The sequence below is a fragment of the Edaphobacter sp. FHG110511_03 genome (assembly GCF_059115365.1).
The window spans coordinates 1,504,180-1,529,186 of sequence record NZ_JBZYWL010000001.1 but is presented as its reverse complement, the minus strand read 5'-3'; the positions used below and the strand labels follow the sequence as shown (position 1 = coordinate 1,529,186).

Below are 25,007 nucleotides of genomic sequence, written 5' to 3'. Positions count from 1 at the left end.
TTCGAATCTCTGGATGTGTATGGGGTGGAGTTCGTTGCGTCAACTCGGTTCAGCAGTGTACTTGCCCGCATTGGCCCTGTACCGCTCTAACACCGCATCCAGCCCCTTGGTGACGGCCTCGAAGACGCCACAGTCTCTCAAGTGCCGTTCCATCTGCTCATTCAGCCCGCCACGAGTAGCATGATCCATTGCCAGTGCGCGAAATTCACGGTTCGGCTGCTCCACCGTAGTATGCGCCAGACCAAAGAACATCTCCCCCACAAGACCGCGAGCCTTCTCCGCGGAGACACCTTGTCGCAGCAACCACGATGCAATCGCCTCCTCAAACGCAAATTGGGATGCCATCGTCGCCGACACGGTGCATAATGCCTCGAACTCCGCTTCGGTCGCCGCGGCAAACTCCGTTCCCATTCTGCTGAACAGCTCCCTGGCTACGGAATCATCCGGATACACCACCGTGGGGCTGCGCCGCTTTGCAGCCGACGGAAGCGGTACTGCCCGGACCACGGTGCATGCCGGCATCACCTGCTGCCTGAGCTCCTCTAGCGACAGCAGTGAGACTACGCTGATGACATGATGTCGCGTCTCGAAGCGCAGCTCCGCCAATACCTCTCGAACAATCTGCGGCCGTACTGCGATCACCACCACATCCGAACCATCCAGCACATCCTGGTTCGACGCGGCAACCGAAACCGCCGGAAACGTCGTCGCTAGCGAAGCAGCAACATTCGCATTCCGCGGCGACAACACAATCGAGGGCGCGTCGGAGGCTGCACCACATAGGCCCGTGACCATCGCCTCCACAATCGTTCCAGTCCCGATAAATCCTAGCCTCATACCGCTCACCACCTATGCTGTTGCATCCGGCATGGCTCACACCACAACGTTAGACTCCGTTCAATATTCTCCTACACAAACGTACATCCTTATGGGTTATAGGACACTGCTTTCTAACAGTTTTAACGTCGGGCTTTCATCCACTTTTCGATCAGCGGACGCTCAAGAATGTCTGCGTTCTAAGTCAATCTCGGCTGTCGCTCCTTCAACTCCAATAGCAGACGCTCGATTCTTTCATCACGCTCCAGAGCACCGATACGGTCCTCCACGCTCTCCGTCTCAAGCAACATGTGGCTCGCCACGTTCGAAGCCTGCATCCGCTCCACACTCTCCTTCAACCTGGCTACTGCCGCGCTTTTCTGCCCCGATCCTGACCCGCGTGCCGCATTCGCCTTGACTGTCGCGCGAGCGCGGCGGCTCTGCGTAATCAGCATGTCGCACATGCTCCGCGTCTCGCTCAGCTTCCGCTCCAGCCGTTGGTAGGCATTGCGAAGCAGCTCTGTCTCCGCAGCTTGATCTTCTAGCTGTTGCGCAAACCCCGCCGCCAGCTGCTCACTCTGCATACTTCGCTCCAATGCCGCGCGAGCGAGATCGTCCTTCTGTTTCTCGACAGCGACCTGCGCCTTGCGACGCCAATCGTCCACTGCGTCCGTATGCTCCTTCTGTTTTCTGTTCAAAAGATGCTGATCCGCGAGTGCCATCGCCACCTGGGTCTTCACCTGCATCAACTGATTTTCCATATCCAGCACCAGCTGCTTGCAGAGCTTCTCTGGATCCTCTGCTCTCTCAATCAGGTCATTCAGATTCGACCGCAACAACATCCCTACGCGTTCCAGTAACGGCATAACATCCTCCTTCTTATCCTCGGAAAGTGCGGCGCAGAGAGCTACTCCGCGCCGCTCCAAAGATTACGCACTCAAACCATCTCCGCCTTCACGAGGCTTCATGGCCTTTACATTCGCCATCAAGTCCTGCAACTTCATACCAGACAACGCCTCGAACAGAGCCGGAACCTGTGCGGCGATCTTCGTCATCTCTCCAGTCATCTTGCTGGCTCCGGTCGAGCCATCCGAACCCGTCGAGACAATAGTGATCTTGTCCACCTTGCTCAGCGGCTCCGACATTGCACGTACAACCTCCGCCATATTCGAAATCAACTTATCGACCACTGCGGCTTGCGTCCACTCCTGATATGCCTCCGCCTTCACGTTCATCGCCTTCGCTTCCGCTTCGCCCTTCTGAAAGATGATGTTCGCCTCAGCCTCACCCTGCAATTTGGTTGCGGCGGCGCGACCCTCTGCCTCCATGGTGATGCGTGCGCGCTCGGCATTCGCGATGTTTTCAATTCTCTGACGCTCGATCTCCGAGCCTTTCAGCACTGTCGCGATCAACTCCTTCTCGTGACGCAGTATCTCGGCCTCCTGCACCTTCACCTGCTCCTGCTTCTCGATCTGCAGGACGCGGACCTGCTCGGCTACAACCTTCTGCTGCATCACATTCGTCTGCAGCTCATATGCCTTGTCAGCCTGCGCCTCCTGACGACGAGCAGCTTCTGTGTATTGCGCCTTCTGGATGTCGAGATCGCGCTGCGCCTCCGCCTGCTTGGCCAAAGAAGCCGTTTCAGCGATCACGCGCTCCTGATCGGCTGAAGCTTTCGCGACTGCGGCTTCGCGTAACGCGACCGCACGACGAATCGCCGTATCGCGTTCGGCCTCAGCGGCAGCAATCTCCGCGTCGCGTTTGATGCGAGCAACGTCAGGTCGTCCCATGTTCGTGATGTACTCGTTCTTATCACGCACCTAATCTCTCGGAAAATCAGGGTTGCGTATCTGTATGCGTCAGTTCATCCCATCTCCGCACATACGCGACACCGCGCTCGTAACGAATCACAATTACTTCTGTGCCGCGTTCGATTGCGCGGCCATCGTCACTCCTCGCTGCTGAAGCTCTTCGTGCTCCCGTCTGCGAGAAGATAATTTCGCCCATACCGTCGCCATCACGGATGCCGTTGCTCACGCGGGCCACTACGCCGGACATCTCCGTATCGGTCACATCCATGACGCGCTCGTGAGGCAGCAACACCTTGAACAGTGCTGCCCACAACAATCCCGCGCCTGCGGATCCACTGACGGCAGAAAGCACCAGCACCACAGCCGAAGGGAAGGTTGTCGAACGAGAAAGCAGGTAACCCGCGCCTCCAAACCAAGTAAGAAAGGCGAGCACCGTGAACGCATTCACCGCGGAGATACCACCGCTATGCCCTGCACTTTGCGGTCCATGCGTATGTCCAAGGTGGTGCCCCACATGAAAGTGGCCAATGTGGAAGTGTCCAAACCCTCCCACAACCGATAGAAAACTAAGTATTAGCCCTACCGCAAAACAGATGATGAAGAAGGTTTCCATGTTATTTATGTTTACTTCTCGCGGCTCCCTTCTGAGTCCGCTTTATTGATGTTGTGCTCGAATCTGTAACCTCTTTCGAAGATGAAACGCTTGCCACCACATTGCGCGACCCGCCGTTAGCCTGGGGCCGCAGTACATCGAACAGCCGGTCCAGCAGCGCCGGAGTCTCGACGATCGCTTCCATCAGCAGCAGGCATCGCCGTGAGTCGTGATGGTTCGCCACCGACAGCAGTGCCTGGCACAGTGCCGGATCACGGCGAAATCTCTCGGCCCCGTCCACCAACCACAGATCCAATTTGTCTTCGTTGTTGCGCACATCCGATAACAGCTCTGCCTGGTAGCCCTCAGGATCATCGACGAGATACCCCGGGTGGACCTTGAAGAACTTCGACAGCAACAGCCGTGTCGTATTCGTCAGGTGCGGACGCGCTCCGCTCTCGATCTGCGAAAGATAGGACTGACTGATACTTCCGGCACTCTTCTTGCCCGAAGCATTTTCGGACTGAATCGCACGCACCAGCTCCTGCTGTGTCATCGCCCGGCCCAGGCCACGAAGATTGCCCTCAACCTCACGCAGATAACGGATTTTATCGGCAAGCTTCACAGTTTTATAGCAGCGCTCTAATCTGCGATATCACAAATTGCGATAAATATATCGCAATTTGCAATACGAGTCAAATAAGAATCTCAGGAAATCTGCGCCGGTTGACCATGGAAATCTCGACGAGAAATTGCACTTGTGTTGAGCTGGTCTTTCGATACGCGGGGCACTGCGTTCGAAAGTACGAACTCGAAACTTCTCGTAACCAATTATGATGGCTGGCGCGGGGGTATATGCGAATTCGTCTTCTGGGTGGAATAGCTCTGGCATTGTGCACATCTACAACGTGGTCAGCAAGCAGGCCGGCAGATATTCCCTTTCGTACTACGATGATCGATCCGGGCTATGGAGAGACCGTCGCCGTGGCAGATTTGAACCGCGACGGAACTCTGGACATCATCGCAGGCGAGAGCTGGTACGAAGGACCGCGATGGATCAAGCATCCATTACGACAGATTGACTACAGCAATGGATATATAGACAACTTCAGCGATCTTCCGGTGGACGTGGACGGGGACGGATGGGTTGACGTCATACAGTTCAGCTATTTTGCTCACAATATTGTCTGGCTCAAGAATCCCGGGAAGAGCGGTGGCGCCTGGAAAGTAACAGAGATCGATGATAGCGGTCCGACAGAGTTTGCCTTTCTCGTGGATTTAAATAACGACGGGAAGGCTTTGGAGTTGTTACCGGAATTCGATCGCTCGAGCGTTCCGGCGGCCTGGTTCGAGTTGAAACAGGGAAGATGGATTAAGCACACGGTGGCACAACGAAGTTTTGGCCACGGTATTGGCGTGGGAGATGTCAATGGGGATGGGCGAAATGACATTCTGACCCCAAAGGGCTGGTTAGAGGCCCCGGAAGATCCGGGTGCGCCCGGGGATTGGAAGTTTCATCCAACCGACTGGGGAGCAAAGGCGATTCCTCCGGCCGGCACCCCCGCCGGGCAAACATCACCTTCCACCAAGCCTATACAGTTTGGCTACATGTACTGGCTCGACATCAACGGTGATGGCCGCAAAGATCTCCTAACCGGTATGGCTCACGACTATGGGCTGGCGTGGTATGAGCAGAAGGCGGATGGCGGATGGCTCCAACATGTCATCGATGCAAGCTGGTCGCAGGCGCATGCGTCGGTCCTAACAGACCTGAATGGCGACGGACAGGTGGATTTAGTGACCGGAAAACGCTATTTTGCACACAATGGCAACGATCCCGGCGAGCGCGAACCTGTAGGAATCTATTGGTACGAGTGGCGAAAAACGCCTCCCACCCAAGCGACCTCTTCCACTCCCGGCAATGGAGGAGTGGAATGGATTCGCCATATCGTGGACTACGGAGGGAGAATGGGCGCTGGCGTTCAAACCGTAGTAGTGGATATCGACGGAGATGGAGATCTTGACATCGTGAGTGCTGGAAAATCCGGCCTGTATCTCGCCGAAAACCTGACAAAATTGCCCCCCGTGGAAAAGTCAAAAAAACATTGATTTCAGCTCAAGATGGCTTGTTGAGTCGATTTCTATCTTTCGTGACATTTCCCCTGTCGGGCACGCCCTCTCTTATCCGATAATTGGCCCGGCATGCTTTTTCAATCCAAGACGTTTGCTGGCTATCGAATCGATTTCGGTGCAGGATGGCGCCAAATTACACTTCCGGAATTTTACGTGCTTGCGATCAAGACTGCCTTCTTGGTCGCGTTTCTTATCTCAAATTCGTCTTCTCTATTTGCTCAGGATAGCGTAGCCGTTCGCGCTTCGGAATTGATGCGTGCCGGGAACTTTCACGACGCTGAGCTTCTGTGGAGGCAACTCGAAAAGGCGCATCCAAACGATGCGATTATTCATGGAAATCTTGGTGTCTCCCTTGCCCAACAAGGAAAACTTGGGCCCGCGGCGGCTGAGTACCGCAGATCCCTTGAGATTAAGCCGAATCAACCTGACGTTGCTTCCAACCTTGGCATTGCCGAGTTTAAGCAGGGGCACTTCGCCAATGCCATCCCCATCTTTGAAAGACTAGTCCGGCAGAATCCCCGGGATCGTCGAAGCACGACACTGATCGGCATGAGCTACTTTGGGCTTCGACAATATAAAAAGGCGAGCCAGTCTCTCAAGATCGCGGTGCAGAACGACCCCTCGAATCTCGAACTCCATAATGTGCTGGCACAGAGCTGCCTTTGGAGTCATCAATACGACTGCGCTCTGACGGAGTTCAAGGATATTCTCGCCGTGAACCCTGAGGCCGTTCAGGCACACATGCTTCTAGCGCAGGCTCTGGATGGAATGGGAAAAACAGCAGAAGCGACGAAAGAGCTTGAGGAAACGGCTCGGACTGCACCTCATGAACCGGTCCTTCATTTCGAATTGGGCTATCTTTACTACAAACAAGGCGAGTACGAGAAAGCCTCTTCGGAACTGAAACTAGAGGTCGCAAATAATCCAGGCTATGCGCAGTCCTATCTTTATCTAGGCGATATCGCATTGCGTACAAATGACGATAAGTCGGCTCAACCATTTCTGCAGAAAACTCTTCAGCTGCAACCTGAGAATCGACTTGCACATTTCGACCTGGGTTGCATATACGCCAATCAGGGGAAAAACCAGGAGGCTGTCGCGGCTTTCCAGCACGCAATCCGGATAGATCCCACTCAACCGGATGCGCATTATCGTCTCGCCAGAGTCTATACGGCGCTTGGACAAAAAGAGAAGGCGGCGCAGGAGCTTGCGAAGACAAAGGAATTGCATAAGAAGACCGAAGACACCTTGATCGAGAAGATTTCGGGCGGAGAAGCAACGCCATAATGTAAATACGGTTGCCGAACAAAGATTGGTGCTGGCGAAGATGAGCGAAATCAGAAGTGTTCTCTCGCGTCGAGATTTCTTGTGGATGACTGCCGCTTCGACGATGAGCATGGCACAAGGAGTGTCTACTCGAAATGTGAAGCCGCTTCCCAGGGGCAAGCCTTCGGGTATTCCCTTCGACGTCCAATTCACCGACGTTGCCGCTCAAGCGGGCCTTACCTTCCCGACCGTCTACGGCGGACTAAACCATAAAAACTACATCATCGAAACAGTGGGCTGCGGAGTTGCCTTCCTTGATTTCGATCATGACGGCTGGCTGGACATCTTCGTTCTATGCGGCGCGCGCATGGAGGAATCAAACCCGGATGCCAGCAATCGACTTTACAAGAATAATCGCGATGGAACTTTCACTGATGTTACGGAAAAAGCGGGATTGATCCGTCAGGGATGGGCCAGCGGAGTTACGATTGGGGATTTCAATAACGACGGATTCGAAGACATCTTCATCACCTACTATGGCCAGAACGTTCTCTATCGGAACAACGGCAACGGCACATTCACTGACATCACGAAAGAGTCAGGACTGATCTACGAGGGACCCAACCGTTGGGGAGCAGGATGTACGTTCTTCGATTATGACCGAGACGGGCATCTCGATCTGTTCGTCACCCACTACGTGGACTTGCACATGGACAGGCTGCCGAAACCAGGGGCAAATCCCTACTGCAACTTCAAGGGAGTGCCGGTCAATTGTGGTCCGAGAGGCCTGCCGATGCCGCGGAATACTCTTTATCGCAATCAGGGTGACGGGACCTTCCGTGATATGTCCGTGGAAACCGGGATCGCGAAGCTCGAGCGAACCTATTCGATGACCAGCGTCGCTGCAGATTTCAACAACGATGACTGGACCGATCTCTACGTTGCCTCCGATTCAACGCCAAGCCTCTTGCTGATCAACAAACATAACTCCACCTTCGCGGAAGAGGGAGCGGAGAGAGGTGTGGCCTTTAGCGCAGACGGAGCTGAACAGGCTGGCATGGGTGTCGCCGTGGGAGATTACAACCTGGATGGAAATCTCGATATCTTCAAAACACACTTCTCCGACGATACCAACGTCTTGTACCGAAATGACGGAAAGGCAAATTTCACCGATGTAACGCTCACAAGCGGATTCGGCGTTGAAACTCGTTATACGTGCTGGGGGACAGGCTTCGCCGATTTCGATAACAATGGGTGGCCCGATCTTGCTGTGGTAACGGGGTCTGTCTATCCCGAGGTTGAAAGGGAGTTTCCCAGCTATCCGTTGAAGACCCCGAGGTTCATCTTCAGGAACCTTGGCAATGGGAAGTTTGAAGAGTTCATCGACGAAGCCGGCCCAGGTATTGCCGAACCGCACTGCAGCCGAGGATGCGCCTTCGGGGACTTCGATAACGATGGCGATGTCGATATGGTAGTCATCAACCTGAATGAGCCACCTTCTCTCCTCAGGAATGACGTGAAAAACAACCTGAAGTGGCTCAAGGTACTTCTGGTGGGAACGAAGTCGAACCGAAGCGCAATTGGGTCAAGAGTGCTCGCCAAATATGGCGGCAAAGTGCAAGCGCAGGCCGTGACGGGACAATCCAGCTTTTATTCAGTTAACGATCGCAGGCTTCATTTTGGATTGGGACAAAGCACTCAGGCCGATCTGGAGATTCATTGGACCAATGGATTGATCGAGCGATTTTCCGGGATTGAAGCCAATCAGTTAGTGACGATCAAGGAAGGGCAAGGCATCATTAAATCGCCTCTGCAGGGCATACAAAGATAAAGGGCATCCAATCATCCGGATGCCCTCTTTAGTTGGAGACAAATCAGAAGGAGAACTTGCCGCCCAGCTGCACGGTACGAGCATCACGGGCTGATGTGATCTGTCCGAAGTTTCCGTCGTTGGTGTTTGCGTTGATGTTGTTGAACTGGGTGTGGTTGAATGTGTTGAAACTCTCAACTCGCAACTGGAGGTTCATGGCTTCCTTGAAATTGAAGGTCTTGAATACGGCAAGGTTGAAGTTGAAGAGGCCGGGAAGCCGTACAACATCCTTACCTGCGTTGCCAAAGCCGGTGCCACCGTTCCACGGAGCCACTGGGTTGGCGAAAGCGCTCTTGTCGAACCATGCAAGGCGCGTCTTGGGATAGCGAACTTTCCCAACAAGGTTAGGACGGTTTGTGGTTCCTCCACCCAGGCCGAGAACATCTGGGCCGTTGTAAGTGATCGGCTGCGGGGCTCCGCTCTGCACGACCGTGATACCCGAGATGTCCCATCCTCCCAAAAGGGATTTCTGCAAAGTAGTTCCACTGTTGCGGAAGAAGGGGAGCTGATAGATGTAGTTCGCTGTAAAGATGTGCCTGCGGTCGAAGGCGCCTGCGCCGCGGTCGTAGCCGAGGTTGAAGGGATTGGAGACCATGCCAAGGTCGTTAGCGACGACGTCGACCTCGTGCGAGAAGGTGTAGGCGAGCTGGAACGTCAGGCCGTGTCGATTTTCCATGCGCATACCGGCCTGCAGCGAGTGGTAGCTGAAGTTCGACTGGTTCTCCTGCTGCGTAATGGAGCTAAAGCCAGGGAAGATGCGATAAAGGTTAGCGTTGAGCGAGCCGTCGGCCACTCCGCGACGGCGACCATAGGGATCGCTCGGGTTTGAAGTGTCTGTCAGCGGAAGAGTGTTGAGCGCGCGGTTGTTACTTTGGCTCCAGCCGAGCGAACCGACGTATTGGACAACGGCGATGGTGGAAGTTGCAACCTGCCTCTGAACGCCGAGCGAGAACTGTGCGGTTCCAGGTGGGGTGTAGGCGTATTGCAGCGTAGTCATCGCTGAGGGGAAGCGTTGCGAAGTAGTTGCGCCAGTCAGGGCACTTTGGTTCGGATTGGAGAAGTAGACGTTGGTTGCCGAGGGCTGGAACGCAAATGGCGGATTCAGTGCAGCGTTATAAACGTCGTTGCCCTGAACGCGCTCGTAGAAGAGTCCAAATCCGCCACGGATAACGGTGTTGCTCAAGCCGGGCGGGGTGTAGGCAAAGCCGACACGGGGCTGGAAGGTGAAGAAGCGATCCTGTACGTTGCCGCGGGGAAAGCCATTAACTCCAGCCTCGCGGATGCCGTTCAGGTAGAAGGGGCGACCACCAAAGTTGGTCAGAGATGCCGGATTGATTGTGCCGTCCGCGTTCAGAGGATAGGCGAGCGTACGGTCATAGAGATCAGGCACGAAGTTCGCGAACTGGTCGAAGCGCTCGAAGGCATGGGGCAGGCCGTCGTACCTCAGGCCAAAATTGAGCGTTAGACCGGGAGCGGCGCGCCAGTTGTCATTGAGGTAGAAACTGTAGTTGTTGTTAACCCAATGTTTACCGGCAAGATACTCGAGCTGAGTAAAGGTGGCGGCGGTACCAAGGATGAAGTTGATGTAGGGGTCGCGGGAGAACGAGCTGTTGTTGAAGACGGCCGTTCCCTGGGTATTGGACTGAAGTTGTTGGTTTTTGACGGCGTGTAGCCAGGAGAACCCAAACTTGAACTGATGCTTGCCTTTATTCCAGCTCAGATCGTCCCGCGTCTGGTAGCCCATGTAAGAGTTCTTCCACGGGAAGTAGCTGGAACTCCAATTGACGCTATATGGGCCACCGAGCTGAATCTCCGGCATGCGGCTCTCGAAGTTATTTTCGGCAGGGAAGAAGCTTGTGGCATTCCAGCCCGAAGGCTGCTGAAAGCTGCCTATAGGATCGAGGTTAATGGTATTGCCGCTGAAGAAGAAGCCGGTCTCGTTGAGTATGTTCGGCGACAGTGTTTGGGTCAGCTTGACAGTAGCGGACCATGACGGATTTTTCATTGCCGTACCGACGGTTGGGAACGAGCTGTTACCCCAGAGTGGGGGATAGTAGTTCTGATCCACGGCATCATGCAGATAGTGGCCCATCAACTGGAGCTTGGTGCTGAGAGCGTGGTCGATGCGGACAACATCTTCGCGGACGTTAGTGGGTTGGGGGACAGAGGAGATGTACTGGCTAGTACCGAAATTGGGCTTGGGGAAGGTGTTATTGTTTAGCTCGCGGACGGCGTTCTGGTCCATGAGTTCCCGGGGGATGATGTTGTTGGGGAACGGCTGTCCCGGTGTAAGTCCGCGCGCGGTGTAGATGGCCAGTCTTGCAGGATCGGTCGTGAGCGGAACGATTGGCACAGTTCCGTTCGAAGGAGGAGTATAGGCAAGATCCTGGTTAAGCGAAGCGAAGTTGTTCGCGGCGATGGTATTGACGGTCGCAGGATTGCTCCCTTGAACGAGCTTGCGCCATTCCTCATTGACGAAGAAAAAAGTGCGATTGCGCGCGTTGTTATAGAGGTGAGGTATAAAGAGCGGTCCGCCGATATTGCCGCCAAAGTTGTTGAGGCGGAACTTGGGACGGGGAAGTCCCGCAAGATTAGTGAAATAGTTGTTGGCGGAGTAAGCTTCGTTCCGGTTGAACTCCCAGAGGCCGCCGTGGAATTTGTTGGTTCCGGAACGCAAAACCATAAGAATGGTGCCGCCGGAGCCGATGCCATAATCAGGACCGTAGTTGCTATTCAGGGTCTGGAACTGCGCCAAGGCATCGACGGAAGGAAGCGAGCTGAAGCAACCGCCGCAACCGCGATCATTGAGCTCGCCGCCGTCAAGAAGGTAAACGTTGTGAGTGTTTCGCGTTCCATTGAAGCTGATCCCGTTGGCAGAGGTGAGAGCGTTAACACCGCCAAAAGCAGGAAGGTTATTGGAGACACCCATACCGAGCGCCGCGAGAGATACGACGTTGCGACCATTAGTGGCAAGCTCGGTGACCTGCGCACCACTAATCAGGTTGCTCACTTCACTCGTTTCCGACTGCAGCTGGAGCGCATCCGCCTCAACCGTGATGGTCTGCGACTCGCTTCCCACCGCCAGACGGAAGTCTTGGCGCTGAGTCTGAGCCGTGTCGACAACAATGTCAGTCTTGGTGAACTTCTGGAAGCCCTTCGCCGTTACCTCAAGGTTGAAGTGACCAATGCCGACGTTGGCAAAGAGATAAATTCCGTCGTTGTTGGTGACCGCTTTTCGCACCTGGCTCGTTGCAGGATTGGTGAGCGTGATTTCTGCGTTCGCGACCAACGCATCCGAGGCGTCGACCACGGTTCCAGTTATGGTCGCATTTTCCTGGCTCCAGGCGCGCGGAACAAGCAAAGCCATTCCTAACACGGCTATGAAAACACATAGAGATCGATGCATGGTATAGCCCTCCAAAATAGACAGCAGTCTTTATCCCGTTGCTTTGTTGATTTGATATCTAGATCCAGGTCCAGCAAAGAAAACGTTTACCGATAAATCCGAATGAACAATGAGAAAATTCGCAATCAGAGCACGGTCTACTGCCAAGCGGTTATAAGCTGCCAAGGGCTGGGAACTTATGAATTCAATGAAGGATGCGCTTGGCCTTTTGAAACTGCCGCAGATTACTCAAAGCCAACAAATAATGTCAAGCCATTTATTCGTTTTTGTATCACCCCTCTCCATAGGGATACGAAACCATAGATATGCCGAGGGGTCCATTGCTGTAAGTGATCCTTGTGATTAGTTTGAGGGGGCAAATTAAATTCTGTGCAGTCTGTCGGCCGTAGGCCAATACCACCTGGTGAATGTCAAAATGTTGTTGACGTCTTCAAAAGAAACCAGCTACCGTTACCCTCGAGCTCGCAAACGTTTACTCTCCCCGTCCCACAGCCCCAGATGGAGGATTACTGCATTGACACCGCGTCCGTCGGATACAGCCAGGATGTTTATTGGAAACAGGGGCTTTGAGTGCCTAGCCGTTGCGCTGGTACTCCTCATCACGACGTGGAGCCCTGCTCAGCCTCCCTCCACAGCCTCCATCTCCATCCAGGTTGATTCGCCTCTCCATAAAGTGAGCCCGACCCTGTACGGATTGATGACAGAAGAAATCAACTTTTCTTATGACGGTGGCCTCTACGCTGAGATGGTTAGGAATCGAACCTTCAGTGGCCGATGGCACGCGCAACCAGCTCACTGGTTCATTGTCGAGCAGGGAAACAGCAGCGGCAAGATGGAGATTGACGACAGCACAGGCCCTAGCGAAGCTCTCCCCAGCAGCCTGCTCCTGGACGTCGAAAAGGCAGATTCCCAGAATCCCCTCGGGGTCTATAACGACGGCTACTGGGGAATGGCCGTCCATCCCGACACTACCTACCGCGCCTCGTTTTACGCGAAGGCCGATCAGGGCGATATGGGACCTGTAACGGTCGCGCTGGTCAGCAACGACACGGGCAAAATTTTGGCTTCCTCAAAAAGCTCTGCGCTCTCTTCGGACTGGAAAGAATATGCCGTAACGCTCTCGACAGGGAAAGTACAGCCTGGCGCCAACAATCATCTGCTTCTTACCGTCGCGCATCCTGGAAAGGTATGGCTCAGCCTGGTCTCTCTTTTTCCACCTACCTATAAGGACCGGAAGAATGGGAACCGGACCGATCTCATGGAGATGATGCACGCCATGAATCCCACCTTCCTCCGTCTTCCCGGAGGAAATTATCTGGAAGGAGACGAGATTCAGGATCGTTTCGATTGGAAGAACACCATCGGGCCGCTCGTGGACCGTCCCACTCACCCAAGCCCGTGGCGATACCAATCATCCGACGGGATGGGGCTTTTGGAATTTCTGGAATGGACAGAAGACCTGGACATTGAACCCGTATTAGCCGTTTATGCTGGCTACTCGTTGAAGGGAGCTCACATTAATGCCGGGCCTTTTCTCCAGCCTTTTGTGCAGGACGCTCTGGACGAGATCGAATTTGCGACTGGCGACACCAACACGAAGTGGGGAGCCAAACGCGCTGCGCTCGGTCATCCGAAACCCTTTCCCCTGCACTACGTCGAGATCGGAAACGAGGATTGGTTCGACAAATCCGGAAGCTACGAAGCGCGTTTCGCGCAGTTCGACAAGGCCATCAAAGCGAAGTATCCGAACCTAAAGACGATCGCCACCATGCCATTGAAAAAGACGAAGCCCGACATGCAGGACGATCACTATTATCTGCGCGCAGTCGAGAGTTACAAACATGCGAGCCAATACGATTCTGCTGACCGGAATGGCCCGAAGATCTTTGTGGGCGAATGGGCCACACGCGAGGGATCGCCTACGCCAAATCTGAACTCGGCCCTGGGCGACGCCGCCTTGATGACGGGCTTCGAACGAAATAGCGACCTGATTCTGATGGCTGCCTACGCGCCATTGTTTGTGAATGTCAATCCCGGCGGCATGCAATGGGAGAGCGACCTCATCGGCTACGACGCCATGTCCAGTTACGGATCTCCCTCTTACTACGCTCAGGTTTTGTTCGCGAAGTATCTGGGTGACACGGTGCCTGCCTCAACTGCATCGAACCTGCCGGAACGGTTTTTCTACTCTGCGACGACCGACTCCGCGAAGGGAAAGATCTATTTGAAGCTGGTGAATGGGAACTCTCAACCTCAATCTGTCTCCATCCGCTTTGACGGTGGAAAGACCATCGGGGCCGAGGGAATCGTCGAGACACTGGGCGGTACAAATCCCGCCGAAACCAACACCATCTCAGAACCTAAAAAAATCGTACCGATAAAGTCCACTCTGCGAAATGTAAAGGCCAGCTTCGATCAGACGGTGCCGGCCTATTCGATTCAGGTGCTTGAGCTTTCCACCCATTGAACGGAATGTGCGAGCAAAAATCGCTACCGTCGAAACGAGGGCGTCAGTTCCCTCGCCTACTCCAGCGCGTCATTGACGTCGCGGACCAGGTTTCGCAGGTAGCTTCTCTTGTTGAGCAGGGCGACCATCGCATCGCGGGCAGAGGCCATACCTGCCTCGTCGCGAGGGTCCACCGCACCGTCCCATCGGCCCCACAGCCCCTCCAACTCGGCCTGAGTCTCGACCATCCTCGCATCGAACGTGTCCTTCGCTGTCATCAGGTCGCGTCGCAGCTCGGGCTCGTCCTCGCCCATCTGCTTGGCCATCCGCATTTCCTGTAGCTGCATGTTCAGCTCAAAGACCTCCTCAAGCAGCTCCGGGGGAACAATCTGTTTCTTCTCACCGCCAGTCTCGCGTGCCGCATCGGTCGCTGCCTTGGACTGCTCCTCCAGCTCCACCCCATGGAGCTTCAGGAGATATTGCGTCCGCAGAATGGGATCTTTCAAGCTGCGATAAGCATCGTTCAACAGCGAGGACTGCTTGAGAGCCTCCTCTTGCTCCGCTGCGGGACGCGAGGCGAAGCGATCCGGGTGGAGCTTTCGGCTGAGAGCGTAAAACTGCTTCTCCAGCGCGGCCGTATCGATCGCAAGTTTTTCAGGAAGACTGAATACTTCGAAGTAATTCATTGCTTTATTGTAGAAGCGATCTCCTCGCCCTTCAGAAAACCCTCGGCCTGGTGGAAAGCTTCGTCGATCACGTTCTGCTCGCTGCCCAACCCTGTGAGCCAGCGCATCTCCTCATCTCTCCTGAACCAGGTGAGCTGCCGCTTGGCATAGTTTCGATGACCCTGCTGCGCCAACGTCACCGCCTCTTCGCGACTCATCTCTCCTGCTAGAACCGCTATGGCCTGAGCATAGCCCAGCGATCCCAGTGCCCTGCATTCTCGGCCATAACGCTCCACAAGCCGAGAAGTCTCCTCGATCAGTCCTCGATCGAACATCGCGGCAGCACGCTGGTTGATGCGCTCATACAGCCTCGCTCGTGGAGGATTCAGACCGAGCCGGAGAATGCGATAGCCGCTCAGGAGGTCGCGGCCCTGCTTCCACTGTTCCGTCATCGAAGCCCGTACCCCGCCGTTCGTGGATGCCGACGCCAGCGAGACCTCGATCGCGCGGATCACTTTGGGAACATCATTGGGGTGGATCACCTTTGCCGCCGTGGCATCGAGCCGGGTAAGAATCCGATGAAGGTGCACGGGTCCCCGCTCCGGCCCCAGTGCCAACGCCCGCTGTCGCAGACGATCACGCAGTTCGGGCCGGGATGCAGGCGCTGGAAACAATCCGTCGATAAGCGCGCGCAGATAGAGCCCTGTCCCGCCTGCTACGATCGGAAGCGCTCCACGCTCTGAGATTGCACGGAGCGCTTCGCGCGCCAGCCTGCTATAGTCGCCCGCCGTCACTTGCTCGTCAGGCCACGCAATGTCGATCATGTGATGAGGAACCATCGCTCGCTCCTCACGACTCGGCTTGGCGGTTCCAATCTCCATCTCGCGATAGACCGCAACGGAATCGCAGGAGACGACCTCCCCTCCGAACCGCTCCGCCAGCCGGATTGCCAGCGTGGTCTTCCCACTCGCCGTCGGCCCGGCGACAACGATCATGGGCCGCTCCGCTTCAACTGAATTCATCTCTGGATGATTGGCGCTCACCACAATCTCCACCATCCCGCGGGGAAGACTCGGGCTGCCCCCATGCGAAGGATGCAGAACAACAGCACGGCAAATGCCAGCAACATCAGGCCACGAAGCTGACGACGGCGTTCCCGGCGAAGGCGTTCAGGAAGCGATGCAGCCATCAGTGAAAAGCTACTCCGGTCTCTTATTGACGAGATAGTGGATTCGCAGCTCGAGGTTCGGACCGTGGAACTCCTTCGGGAGCGGTGGGAACTGCCCGACCCCCGTAATAGAGCCCCAGGCAGCACGATCCAGAGCCTGGTCCTGTGTCGAGCCGTCCAGATGCATTCCCCCGATGCGTCCATCCGGAAGAATGGAGAATCGAATCAATGTCTCGCCCTGCTTATTCAGGGGTGGACGCGCCTCCTCGGGAATTAACGGGAGCCACGTGTTGTAAATCTCGCGCAGGATCTTGCGGAGATAAGGATTGAAATCAACCCCCATCGTGTCCGAGAGGATATCGACCCCAGTGTTCATGCCCTGATGCTCGACGGGAATATTCGCTCCGTAGTCGCCACCCTGGCCGCGGTTCTGCGCGGCCTGCTGCGCTGCCTGGCGAATCGCATCACCTGCTGAGAGACTCTGATTGCCGAAGTTGGGCTTTGTCGGAGCCGGGCGAGGCGCCTCCACCGTCGCCTGCTGAGGAGGATGTTGAGGCAACGGCTGCGGAGCCGGTGGCTGGGGCTGCTGCTGGACCTGCTGCTGCGGAGCCGGTGGCTGGGGCGTAGGAGGAGCAACCGGGCCACCAGGCGCGCCGGACTTGCGCATGGCCTGCAGCTGCTCCAGCGTCTTGCGATCAATCGTCGGCTTCTTCGTCTGCTGGACGCGATCCTTGTCGCTGATGACGTCGCTCCGCTTCTTCGGAAGCTCCTTGCCGATATCCTTCGGCATATCCAGATAGGTCAGCTGCTTGTCGCGCTCCTTCAGAACATCGGCAGGATTGATGAGCCGCGGTTGATGGAAGATTACCTGAGGCCCATAAAGCACAAACCATCCAATCGCCAGCCAGATGATGATCGAGATGTAAACTGCTTCGCGAAAGCGAGCGCGTGCCCGTTCATCATCGAGGGCATCGAGTAGATGGATCAGCTCGTGCTCTTCGAGATCGCCATATCGATTTGTCCGCACCCTGGTCGGAGGAGTCGGAGGCGCGGAGTTGGGAGGCGTTTCGAGAGAAGGCATCGGGTATCTTTGGTCAGACGACTGACGAGCACTAAAGTTGCTGTTACTAAAGAGATGCTTAACCCGTCTCGGACAGGTTTTTGATCTGGCGTCGTCCTTCTTTATTTTCTCATCATTTATTTACCGGAGATGATCTTCCTGAGCCCGAAGAGCGCCAAAGTTAGCCAAAAGGATCGTAGACTGGCGGAATGAGCACAGGATTTGCCCCTGGACTGCGCGCCCTGGTCCTGACCGTCAGCGATAGCTGTTTTGCGGGCAACAGGCAGGATCTTTCCGGGCCGGCCGTCGCCGATCTGCTAGAGGAGGCTGGACTTCCTGTTACCGTCCGACAAACGGTTCCGGATGAGGTCGAGGCAATCGCGCAAGCTCTTCAATCCGGCGCAAAAGTTGCGGATCTTATTGTTACCACTGGCGGAACGGGCCTGTCTCCACGCGATGTCACCCCCGAAGCAACGCGATCGGTCTGCGAGCGGCTGGTCGAGGGGCTGGCCGAACGGATGCGTTCCGAGGGAGCTCGGCAGACTCCGCTCGCCGCCCTCAGCCGTGCCGTATGTGGCACACTGGGCGCCACGCTCATCGTCAATCTCCCGGGAAGCACCCGCGGGGCCCAGACCTCGCTTGAGGCGGTGCTACCCCTGCTTCCGCACGCGCTCGAGCTGTTGCACGGACATACCGATCATGCCAACCACGCGGGTGCAGTGGCCGCCTCGAGGGTAAAATAGAGATATCCCGTGAAGATATCCCCTGTCTCTCTCTTTCATAAATGGAATACTGTCCTGCTTGCGGCCTTGAAGCCGTTCGGCGCCTGGGGCGTCTGTGGAATCGCGATCATGGATTCCGCGGCGATCCCGATGCCGATCGATGCACTGGTCATCGACTATGTGGTCCACGACCATGCCCGCTTCGTGCTCTATTGCTTCATGGCCGCACTCGGCTCTGCGATTGGAAGCCTCTTGCCGTTCCTCCTGGGACGGGCCGGCGGAGAGCTGTTTCTTCTGAAGCGCATCAACCGCGAACGTTACGAGAAACTTCGCGACCGCTTTGAGCGCCAGGAGTTCCTGGCCATCATGATCCCGGCGATGATGCCCCCGCCGATGCCGGTAAAGCTGTTCGAGTTCGCCGCCGGAGTCTTCGAGATGAAGACGGTCTGGTTCTTTTCTGCCATTATGCTGGGCAAATTTATCCGCTTCATGGCGTGGGCCATCATTACGATCCTCTATGGGCCGAAGATCGTCAGTACCCTCGAAGTCGCCCTGAAAAACCATCTTGGACTGGTGATGGCCTTCGCCGGAGCGCTCGTCGTGCTGCTCGCCATCTGGGTGACGCGTAAACTCTTCGACTGGCGTAAGGGAGTGAAGCTTCCAGTAGAAGACGAAGCAAACAACGTCCCCGAGTAGAACCTCACTGCCCGAGACATGAGGAAAGGGCTGCGAGAATCTCGCAGCCCTTCTGTTTTTAATCTGAAATCAAGCTATGCCGGACGCTGGCTGTGAACGCCCTCGCGAACACTGGCCGCAATGTTTCGCGCCAGGGCCGGAAGTCCGAAGAACGCGCCCGCGGTAATCGCCGTGGACATCACATCGTTTGCGTAAAACGGAATCGCCGCAACATAGCAGGCGCCAAGCCCGGCAGCCGTGTGAGGATACATCGCGCTTCCCGCCCAGACGACAAGGTTGCTCAGCACAAAGAACGAGGTCGAACTGGCCAGCACCGCGCCCGCAACCCGGAGCACCGACGGCTTGCCCGCGAGCATCTGGTGGCCGAGAAGGCAGATCGCCGCATACCACAGCCAGGTGACCGCATAGTCGCTGACATGGAAGGGATAGTTGTAAACGTAGGTGGTGAGGTAGAAGTCCGTCGCCATCAGCGCGAGCACCGCGGGAACAGCCTGCCAGCGGCTTCGACGCGCCCCAAAGAAGAGAAGGCTTCCGCCCACAGCGGTAAAGCCCACGCTGGTTGTCAGGAAGGCATGCGGGAGAACGCGACTCAGGATGGCGACAAGAAGTGCAAAATAGGCGGCCATAGAAACCTCAATCCTCTGATTCTAGCTGAATCCCGCATAAAAGGCTGACATATGGCCCTTGGGAATGTAAAGAATTTGTCATCCCGACCAGCCCAGAGCGAAGGGATATTAGCGCTGAACGCGGCCGTCCATCTCCATTTGGTCTACTCGGCGGTCGTCATTGACCACCACCACCCCGGAAAGAGGAGCCCGGTCCCGGCCGAAGAGATCCGTGCCATAAAGGAATCTCAAGTCGCGGAAAGTGACCGTCGTCAGCCCGTCAGGAGTCGCGCCCATGTCGTTCACGATCGGAAACTGCGACCAGTCCAGATAAACCTGGCCTAGCCAGCTCCGCTTGGCCACCAGCGTGGCGAGTGTTGTCGGCGGCTTGTGAAAGACGTTGGCCGGGGTGTTCGAGCTGACATTGCCGCTCAACGTGTTGACGCTCGCAATCTGGTAGACAAGCGGCGTCTCAATCACCGTCTGCCAGCGGAATGGGTTAATCGGGTAAGGATCAGCCGTAATCCGGAGAATCTGTTCCTGCCTCAATCCCGCCTCCCGAGTCAGAGCGACGGCCTTCTCGCGCTCGACAAACCTCCATCCCCAGAAGGAAACGATGCCAATAAGCGCGGCAACCGCCCAGCCCCGGCCGCGATACATCTCCCTCCGGGCGCCTACCTCGCTTCCCACCAGCCCGAAGAGAGCAGGGGCGATCAGCGCGGTGAGCAGCAATAAAAGGATGACCGGTTCGATGATGAAGACGAACGAGCCGGAGTACCAGCGTGGATTGAAGGGAAAGAACAGGCGAACACCATAGTTATTCGTCCAATCCAGCAAGATATGCGAGAGCAGCGCGAGAACAGAGAACAGATAGAGGCGCGGCCAGTGGAGGGGAGCCGCGCCCGACGCCTTCCACACATGCGTATTTTGCGATCGCCTCCATCGCTGCAGCAGCCTATGCCCCAGCCAGACGACTCCCGTGACGATGGCAGCCTCGAAAGGCACACCTAGCAGCGTGTGGGTCCATCCTCGATGATGCTCGAAGGCAGCAACTGGCCCCTTCAGCGACCATAGAACATCCAGGTCAGGAGCCTCAGCCGCGAGCGTCATCGCCAGCGTGGCATAGGCGGCTTTTCGATTGAATCCAGCGCGGGAGAGAACCGCGCCCGTCATGAAGTGCGTAACTGGGTCCATGCGGCTTCCAGCATATCGTGAGGTCGACGATTTCCTGACGAATTATCCCGATCACGACAGCAATGCATGCGTAACCAGCACCAGCGCCACAAGCAGAAGGAAAATCCGCACGCGATGCAGTCGTTCCCAGCGTCTGTGTTCAGAAAGCCATTTATCGAGGGGCACGTTCGCTGCGAGCGCGGCGATGCGATTGTTGATCGGAACCAGCATTGCAATCGTAAAAACGATAATGGCTGCCCACAGAATGGACGCCGCCAGCAGAAGATAAAACTGGGGTTCGCCACGATGAGCCACCGTCTCTACCAGGAAAAGCACAAGGCAGAACCCATACCAGACCGGCATCACGCGGCCAAGGAGACCGGCAAAAAGACTCAGCGCCTTTCCCTGGGCCTCAGCATCCAGTTTCCTCATGACCGGGTTGATAAAAAGAGAAACAGTAAGCTCGTTGCCGACCATGAGTCCGGCGATGACAATAGTAAAGATGTCGATGAGATGCATAGGTCTGCCCTCCGCTGAAAAGCTCTCTCTCTTGAGAGTTACAGGCGCCCCAGGCTGACTCACAAAGACGGGCTGACTAATTTGTCAGTTCGAAAAGTGGATTGGAGAAGACCGATGGCGGTATCGAAAAAAGAGATGTCGCCGTGCCCGATCGATGCGATGCTGTCGGTCATCGATGGCCGATGGAAGGGCACAATCCTGTGGCGGTTGCTGGAGAAACCCATGCGGACTGCCGATCTGGGGCGGAGCATCCCCCAAATGACCGAGCGCATGCTGATCCGGCACCTGCAGGAGCTGGTGAGAGACGGCATCGTCGTGCGAACAGAAGAGAAGAACCGCCGTGTGCTCTATTCCATCTCCGACTATGGCCTGACGCTGGTCCCGGTGCTTGAGAAGATATGCGCCTGGGGCCGGGTACACCTCGCCCGCGTGGAAAGCCATATGCCGCAAGCCTGAAGCTAGCCCTCCATTATGCTGGGAATATGCCCAACCTTCCCGTCACCGAAGCCGAGATCGACGACTTTCTCGCGGCGTTTGAGGGCTGCACGCTACCCAAAGCCGAGTGGACTCACTCCGCCCACCTGTTGACCGGCGCGTGCTACATCCATGGAATGCAGCGCGAGGCGGCCCTGGCGAAGATGCGTGAGTGCGTCCGTAGGTACAACGAGTCCGTTGGGGGCAAAAACACCGAGACCAGCGGCTATCACGAGACCGTTACCGTGATGTGGATTCGCCTGCTCGATGGACTTAAACGCGAGTCCATGGCGATGGACCGCGCGAGGTTTGCGGCCCTCGCAGTGGAGCAGTTTGCATCCCGCCGCGACATCTTCCGCGAGTATTACGATTTCGATCTTGTGAGCTCCACCGAGGCAAGGCTGCGATGGGTAGCACCCACTCTGAAGCCGCTCGACTAAAGCACATTGGAGGAGCGCATACACCCCTTCGCGCTCTCTATAATCTTCGCTATGGCGACTGCCCCTACAGCTGAAGAACAGATTCAGACGCTGCGCGAAGAGATTCGCCACCACGAACATCTCTACTACGTCCTGGACTCCCCCGAAATCACCGATGCCCAGTACGACACGCTGATGAATCGCCTCAAGAAGCTCGAGGAGGAGCATCCGAAGCTGGTCGTGGCGGATTCCCCGACCCAGCGCGTAGGAGGCAAGCCGCGCGAAGGATTCGCCAAGGTCGCCCACTCGCGGCCCATGTTGTCGCTCGACAATGCTTATAACGAGGAAGAGCTTCGCGCCTGGGAACAGCGCGTTCGAGCGGGCCTTCCCGCCTCGGAGACTATCCGGTACGTCTGCGAGCTGAAGCTCGACGGCCTCTCCATGGCGCTCCAGTACGTGCCTGGAGCCCACGGCGCGGCGCACCTCGAGCGCGGCCTGACGCGTGGCGACGGCACCACCGGCGAAGATGTCACCAGCAATGTAAGGACGATCCGCTCGGTACCGCTGAGCGTTACCGCGAAGAAGCTCGACAGTGCGCACCTGCCGCAGGCCTTTGAAGTGCGCGGCGAAGTCGTCCTTCCCCAGGCTGCATTCGTAAAGATGAACGAGGAGCGCGTGGCGCAGGGCATGTCTCCCGCCGCAAATCCACGCAACGCCGCCGCCGGAACCATCCGCACGCTCGAGCCCAACATTGTGGCGCAGCGCCGGCTCGACCTCTACGCTTACTTCCTGCTCCGCGATGGCGAGACGCTTCTTCCCTCCCACACCGAGACCCTGGAGGCACTCAGGACGGCAGGTTTCCGCGTAAATCCGCACACAAAGACCGTGAAGGATATCGACGCGGTCCTCGAGTTCATCGTAAAGGCGGAGCCCCTTCGCGAGACCCTTGGCTACGAGATCGATGGTGTCGTTATCAAGGTCGATGCGACAGCCCAGCAGCGCCGGCTCGGTTTCACAGGCAAGGCTCCGCGCTGGGCCATCGCCTACAAGTTTGCCGCGCGCGCCGGAATCACGAAGCTCGAAGACGTTCTCTTCCAGGTAGGCCGCACCGGAAAGGTCACTCCCGTCGCGGCCCTCACCCCCGTGCTCATCGGCGGAACCACCGTCACCCGCGCAACCCTGCACAACGCAGACGAGATCGCCCGCCTCGGGGTGAAGATCGGCGACTTCGTGCAGGTGGAGCGAGGCGGCGACGTCATCCCCAAAATCGTCGAGGTCGTCGACGACAAGCAGCACCCACGCGGCAAAAAGGAGATCACCTTCCCCTCCGTGTGTCCCGTCTGCGGGAGCGAGCTGATGCGCGTGGAAGGCGAAGTCGACTGGCGCTGCGTCAACAACTCCTGCCCGGCACGGGTACGCGAGGAACTGCTGCACTGGTCGGCTAGGGGCGTCATGAACATCGAGGGCCTCGGCGACGCTATGGTCGCACAGCTCCTGGGCCAGAATGTCTCCTTCAACGGCGAATCGGAGGCCGTGACCGAGGAAGGCGCGCCCATCACGACCCGCAAGCCCCTCATCCACACCATCGCAGACCTCTACCGTCTGAAGCGGGAGCAATTACTTGGTCTCGAACGCGTGGGGGAGAAGACGGCCGATGCCTTGCTGGCTCAGATCGATCGCTCGAAAAACGCCGGCCTTGCCCGTGTGCTGCTCGGCCTCGGAATCCGCTTCGTCGGCGAGCGCACCGGCCAATTGCTCGCGCAGCGCTTCGGCTCCATGAAGGCCCTGCGAGAGGCGACTGCCGAGGAGCTGGAGGCGGTCAACGAAGTAGGCCCCAAGGTAGCGCAGGCGATCGTGGAATTCTTCGCAGTCGACAAGAACCTCCAGCTCATCGATGACCTTGAGTCGCTGGGACTCAAGATGACAGCGGAGAAAAAGATCGTAGGAACCACATTCGAAGGTCTCACCTTCGTCCTGACCGGGACACTCCCGAACCTGACTCGCGATGAGGCGAAAGAGCGGATCGAAGCGGCAGGGGGAAAAGTCTCCGGCAGCGTCAGCAAAAAGACAAATTTTGTGGTCGCGGGTGAGGAAGCCGGCTCCAAGCTGGACAAAGCCCAGTCGCTCGGAGTGAAGGTCCTGGACGAGGACGGTCTCCTCGAACTTTTGAAGGGGTAACCGCCATAACCCGTAATAGCGGTTACCCAAACTCAGAGCTACTTTGCGGCTTCTTCGATCTCTTTCCACTCGTCTGCGCTCAGGTTAACGCTGGCCGCCCCAATGTTTTCCTCCAGGTGCTCCACCGATGAGGTTCCCGGAATCGGAAGCATGACCGGCGAACGGTGCAGCAGCCACGCCAGTGAAAGCTGGGAAACCGTTGCATTATGACGCTTTGCAGCCGCATCCAGCGCTCCACCCGGCTGGGCGAGTTTGCCTGAGGCCACTGGAAACCAGGGAATGAAGGCTAGCTTGTTCTCGTCGCAGTACTCGAGCACATCCTCGTGCCTGCGGTCGGAGATGTTGTACTGGTTCTGCACGCTGACAATATCGATCACCTTGCGCGCCTGATCGATCTCGTGCGGCTTCACCTCGCTCAACCCAACATGGCGGATCTTCCCCTGATCCTGGAGGTTTTTGATGACGCCGAGCGACTCTTCCACCGGAACCTTTGGGTCAATGCGATGGAGCTGCCACAGGTCGATGCGCTCCGTCTTCAGCCGCCGCAGGCTCATCTCAACCTGCTGCTGCAGGTACTCCGGCCTGGCGACGGGCAGCCATTTGTCCGGTCCCTGTCGCGTCAGTCCGGCCTTGGTCGCGACAACCACCCCTTTGGCATAGGGAGCCAGGGCCTCGCCGATCAGCCGCTCGCTCACGTCCGGGCCATAGGAGTCGGCGGTATCGATAAAGTTCACTCCCAGCTCGACTGCTCGCTGAAGAACCTTCTTCGCCTCTACAGGGTCCTTGGGCTCACCCCAGATTCCCTTGCCAGTAATGCGCATGGCGCCATACCCCAGCCGATGAACCGGTAGGTCTCCGCCGATTGAAAACGTTCCGCTTGCCTTTGCGTTTGCCGCAGCACTTCCTTGCTTAGTCATGCACCATTCGATGCGCGATCGCGGAAAGAGGATTGTGAAGAAACAGTAAGGCTGCCGAAGGAATTCAATCG

23 protein-coding genes are annotated in these 25,007 nt (G+C 56.7%); 9 read left to right on the top strand and 14 right to left on the bottom strand.

Annotation, left to right across the window (positions count from 1 at the left end; translation table 11 throughout):
• Window positions 1–39: 39 nt before the first annotated feature.
• From AC5S26_RS06150 to AC5S26_RS06130, 5 genes are all read right to left on the bottom strand, one after another.
• Window positions 40–837 (bottom strand): pyrroline-5-carboxylate reductase, encoded by a 798-nt coding sequence (locus tag AC5S26_RS06150; protein ID WP_494183969.1) that lies wholly within the window; start codon window positions 835–837, stop codon window positions 40–42.
• Between the two features lie 179 nt (window positions 838–1,016).
• The gene (locus AC5S26_RS06145; protein WP_494183968.1) at window positions 1,017–1,682 is read right to left on the bottom strand and encodes a PspA/IM30 family protein; all 666 of its coding nucleotides are present in this window, start codon (window positions 1,680–1,682) and stop codon (window positions 1,017–1,019) included.
• Between the two features lie 63 nt (window positions 1,683–1,745).
• On the bottom strand, window positions 1,746–2,636 hold the full coding sequence (locus AC5S26_RS06140) for a flotillin domain-containing protein (protein ID WP_494183967.1): 891 nt from the start codon (window positions 2,634–2,636) through the stop codon (window positions 1,746–1,748).
• A gap of 16 nt (window positions 2,637–2,652) precedes the next feature.
• On the bottom strand, window positions 2,653–3,240 hold the full coding sequence (locus tag AC5S26_RS06135; RefSeq protein WP_494183966.1) for an NfeD family membrane protein: 588 nt from the start codon (window positions 3,238–3,240) through the stop codon (window positions 2,653–2,655).
• A 1-nt stretch (window position 3,241) separates the two neighbouring features.
• Complete coding sequence (locus AC5S26_RS06130; protein ID WP_494183965.1) at window positions 3,242–3,844, bottom strand: helix-turn-helix domain-containing protein; 603 nt, start codon at window positions 3,842–3,844, stop codon at window positions 3,242–3,244.
• Between the two features lie 230 nt (window positions 3,845–4,074).
• On the opposite strand from AC5S26_RS06130, the gene AC5S26_RS06125 reads away from it, so the two are divergent.
• The 3 genes from AC5S26_RS06125 (at window position 4,075) to AC5S26_RS06115 (ending at window position 8,449) form a co-directional block, all read left to right on the top strand.
• A complete protein-coding gene (locus AC5S26_RS06125) occupies window positions 4,075–5,328 on the top strand; it encodes an FG-GAP repeat domain-containing protein (RefSeq protein ID WP_494183964.1) in 1,254 nt (417 codons plus the stop codon).
• Window positions 5,329–5,505: 177 nt separating this feature from the next.
• The gene (locus AC5S26_RS06120; protein ID WP_494183963.1) at window positions 5,506–6,639 is read left to right on the top strand and encodes a tetratricopeptide repeat protein; all 1,134 of its coding nucleotides are present in this window, start codon (window positions 5,506–5,508) and stop codon (window positions 6,637–6,639) included.
• 121 nt (window positions 6,640–6,760) lie between these two features.
• The gene (locus AC5S26_RS06115; RefSeq protein WP_494183962.1) at window positions 6,761–8,449 is read left to right on the top strand and encodes a CRTAC1 family protein; all 1,689 of its coding nucleotides are present in this window, start codon (window positions 6,761–6,763) and stop codon (window positions 8,447–8,449) included.
• A 43-nt stretch (window positions 8,450–8,492) separates the two neighbouring features.
• Here AC5S26_RS06115 and AC5S26_RS06110 read toward each other — a convergent pair whose 3' ends face one another.
• The gene (locus tag AC5S26_RS06110; protein ID WP_494183961.1) at window positions 8,493–11,894 is read right to left on the bottom strand and encodes a carboxypeptidase-like regulatory domain-containing protein; all 3,402 of its coding nucleotides are present in this window, start codon (window positions 11,892–11,894) and stop codon (window positions 8,493–8,495) included.
• 544 nt (window positions 11,895–12,438) lie between these two features.
• Here AC5S26_RS06110 and AC5S26_RS06105 point away from each other — a divergent pair.
• Window positions 12,439–14,361, top strand: a complete 1,923-nt coding sequence (locus AC5S26_RS06105) for an alpha-L-arabinofuranosidase family protein (RefSeq protein WP_494183960.1) — start codon at window positions 12,439–12,441, stop codon at window positions 14,359–14,361.
• 56 nt (window positions 14,362–14,417) lie between these two features.
• On the opposite strand, the gene hscB is transcribed toward AC5S26_RS06105, so the two are convergent.
• Genes hscB through AC5S26_RS06085 form a run of 4 tightly spaced genes read right to left on the bottom strand, consistent with a single transcriptional unit; the run spans window position 14,418 to window position 17,254 of the window.
• The gene (gene hscB, locus AC5S26_RS06100; protein ID WP_494183959.1) at window positions 14,418–15,026 is read right to left on the bottom strand and encodes a Fe-S protein assembly co-chaperone HscB; all 609 of its coding nucleotides are present in this window, start codon (window positions 15,024–15,026) and stop codon (window positions 14,418–14,420) included.
• Window positions 15,023–16,048 (bottom strand): tRNA (adenosine(37)-N6)-dimethylallyltransferase MiaA, encoded by a 1,026-nt coding sequence (gene miaA, locus AC5S26_RS06095; protein WP_494183958.1) that lies wholly within the window; start codon window positions 16,046–16,048, stop codon window positions 15,023–15,025. Before miaA ends, hscB begins: the two co-directional genes overlap by 4 nt.
• Complete coding sequence (locus tag AC5S26_RS06090) at window positions 16,045–16,194, bottom strand: hypothetical protein (protein ID WP_494183957.1); 150 nt, start codon at window positions 16,192–16,194, stop codon at window positions 16,045–16,047. The genes miaA and AC5S26_RS06090 overlap by 4 nt, the downstream gene beginning before the upstream one ends.
• Window positions 16,195–16,204: 10 nt before the next feature.
• Window positions 16,205–17,254, bottom strand: coding sequence for a TonB family protein (locus tag AC5S26_RS06085; RefSeq protein WP_494183956.1), 1,050 nt, complete (start codon window positions 17,252–17,254; stop codon window positions 16,205–16,207).
• Window positions 17,255–17,442: 188 nt separating this feature from the next.
• Between AC5S26_RS06085 and AC5S26_RS06080 the strand changes: the two genes are divergently transcribed.
• Complete coding sequence (locus AC5S26_RS06080) at window positions 17,443–17,976, top strand: MogA/MoaB family molybdenum cofactor biosynthesis protein (protein WP_494183955.1); 534 nt, start codon at window positions 17,443–17,445, stop codon at window positions 17,974–17,976.
• Between the two features lie 9 nt (window positions 17,977–17,985).
• Window positions 17,986–18,651 (top strand): YqaA family protein, encoded by a 666-nt coding sequence (locus AC5S26_RS06075; RefSeq protein ID WP_494183954.1) that lies wholly within the window; start codon window positions 17,986–17,988, stop codon window positions 18,649–18,651.
• A gap of 74 nt (window positions 18,652–18,725) precedes the next feature.
• On the opposite strand, the gene AC5S26_RS06070 is transcribed toward AC5S26_RS06075, so the two are convergent.
• The 3 genes from AC5S26_RS06070 to AC5S26_RS06060 form a co-directional block, all read right to left on the bottom strand.
• A complete protein-coding gene (locus tag AC5S26_RS06070) occupies window positions 18,726–19,277 on the bottom strand; it encodes a DUF6580 family putative transport protein (RefSeq protein ID WP_494183953.1) in 552 nt (183 codons plus the stop codon).
• A 108-nt stretch (window positions 19,278–19,385) separates the two neighbouring features.
• Complete coding sequence (locus tag AC5S26_RS06065) at window positions 19,386–20,450, bottom strand: metal-dependent hydrolase (RefSeq protein WP_494183952.1); 1,065 nt, start codon at window positions 20,448–20,450, stop codon at window positions 19,386–19,388.
• 51 nt (window positions 20,451–20,501) lie between these two features.
• Window positions 20,502–20,948 carry an anthrone oxygenase family protein gene (locus AC5S26_RS06060; protein WP_494183951.1) on the bottom strand — a complete coding sequence of 149 codons (447 nt, stop codon included), beginning with the start codon at window positions 20,946–20,948 and terminating at the stop codon, window positions 20,502–20,504.
• A gap of 114 nt (window positions 20,949–21,062) precedes the next feature.
• Between AC5S26_RS06060 and AC5S26_RS06055 the strand changes: the two genes are divergently transcribed.
• The 3 genes from AC5S26_RS06055 to ligA are packed head-to-tail and all read left to right on the top strand — an operon-like array spanning window position 21,063 to window position 24,019.
• On the top strand, window positions 21,063–21,404 hold the full coding sequence (locus AC5S26_RS06055) for a winged helix-turn-helix transcriptional regulator (protein WP_494183950.1): 342 nt from the start codon (window positions 21,063–21,065) through the stop codon (window positions 21,402–21,404).
• A 26-nt stretch (window positions 21,405–21,430) separates the two neighbouring features.
• The gene (locus tag AC5S26_RS06050; RefSeq protein ID WP_494183949.1) at window positions 21,431–21,862 is read left to right on the top strand and encodes a hypothetical protein; all 432 of its coding nucleotides are present in this window, start codon (window positions 21,431–21,433) and stop codon (window positions 21,860–21,862) included.
• A 51-nt stretch (window positions 21,863–21,913) separates the two neighbouring features.
• Complete coding sequence (ligA, locus tag AC5S26_RS06045; protein ID WP_494183948.1) at window positions 21,914–24,019, top strand: NAD-dependent DNA ligase LigA; 2,106 nt, start codon at window positions 21,914–21,916, stop codon at window positions 24,017–24,019.
• Between the two features lie 38 nt (window positions 24,020–24,057).
• Here the strand turns inward: ligA and AC5S26_RS06040 are convergent, their stop codons facing one another.
• Entirely contained in the window at window positions 24,058–24,936 is an 879-nt protein-coding gene (locus AC5S26_RS06040) for an aldo/keto reductase (RefSeq protein WP_494183947.1), read from the bottom strand.
• Window positions 24,937–25,007 lie beyond the last annotated feature (71 nt).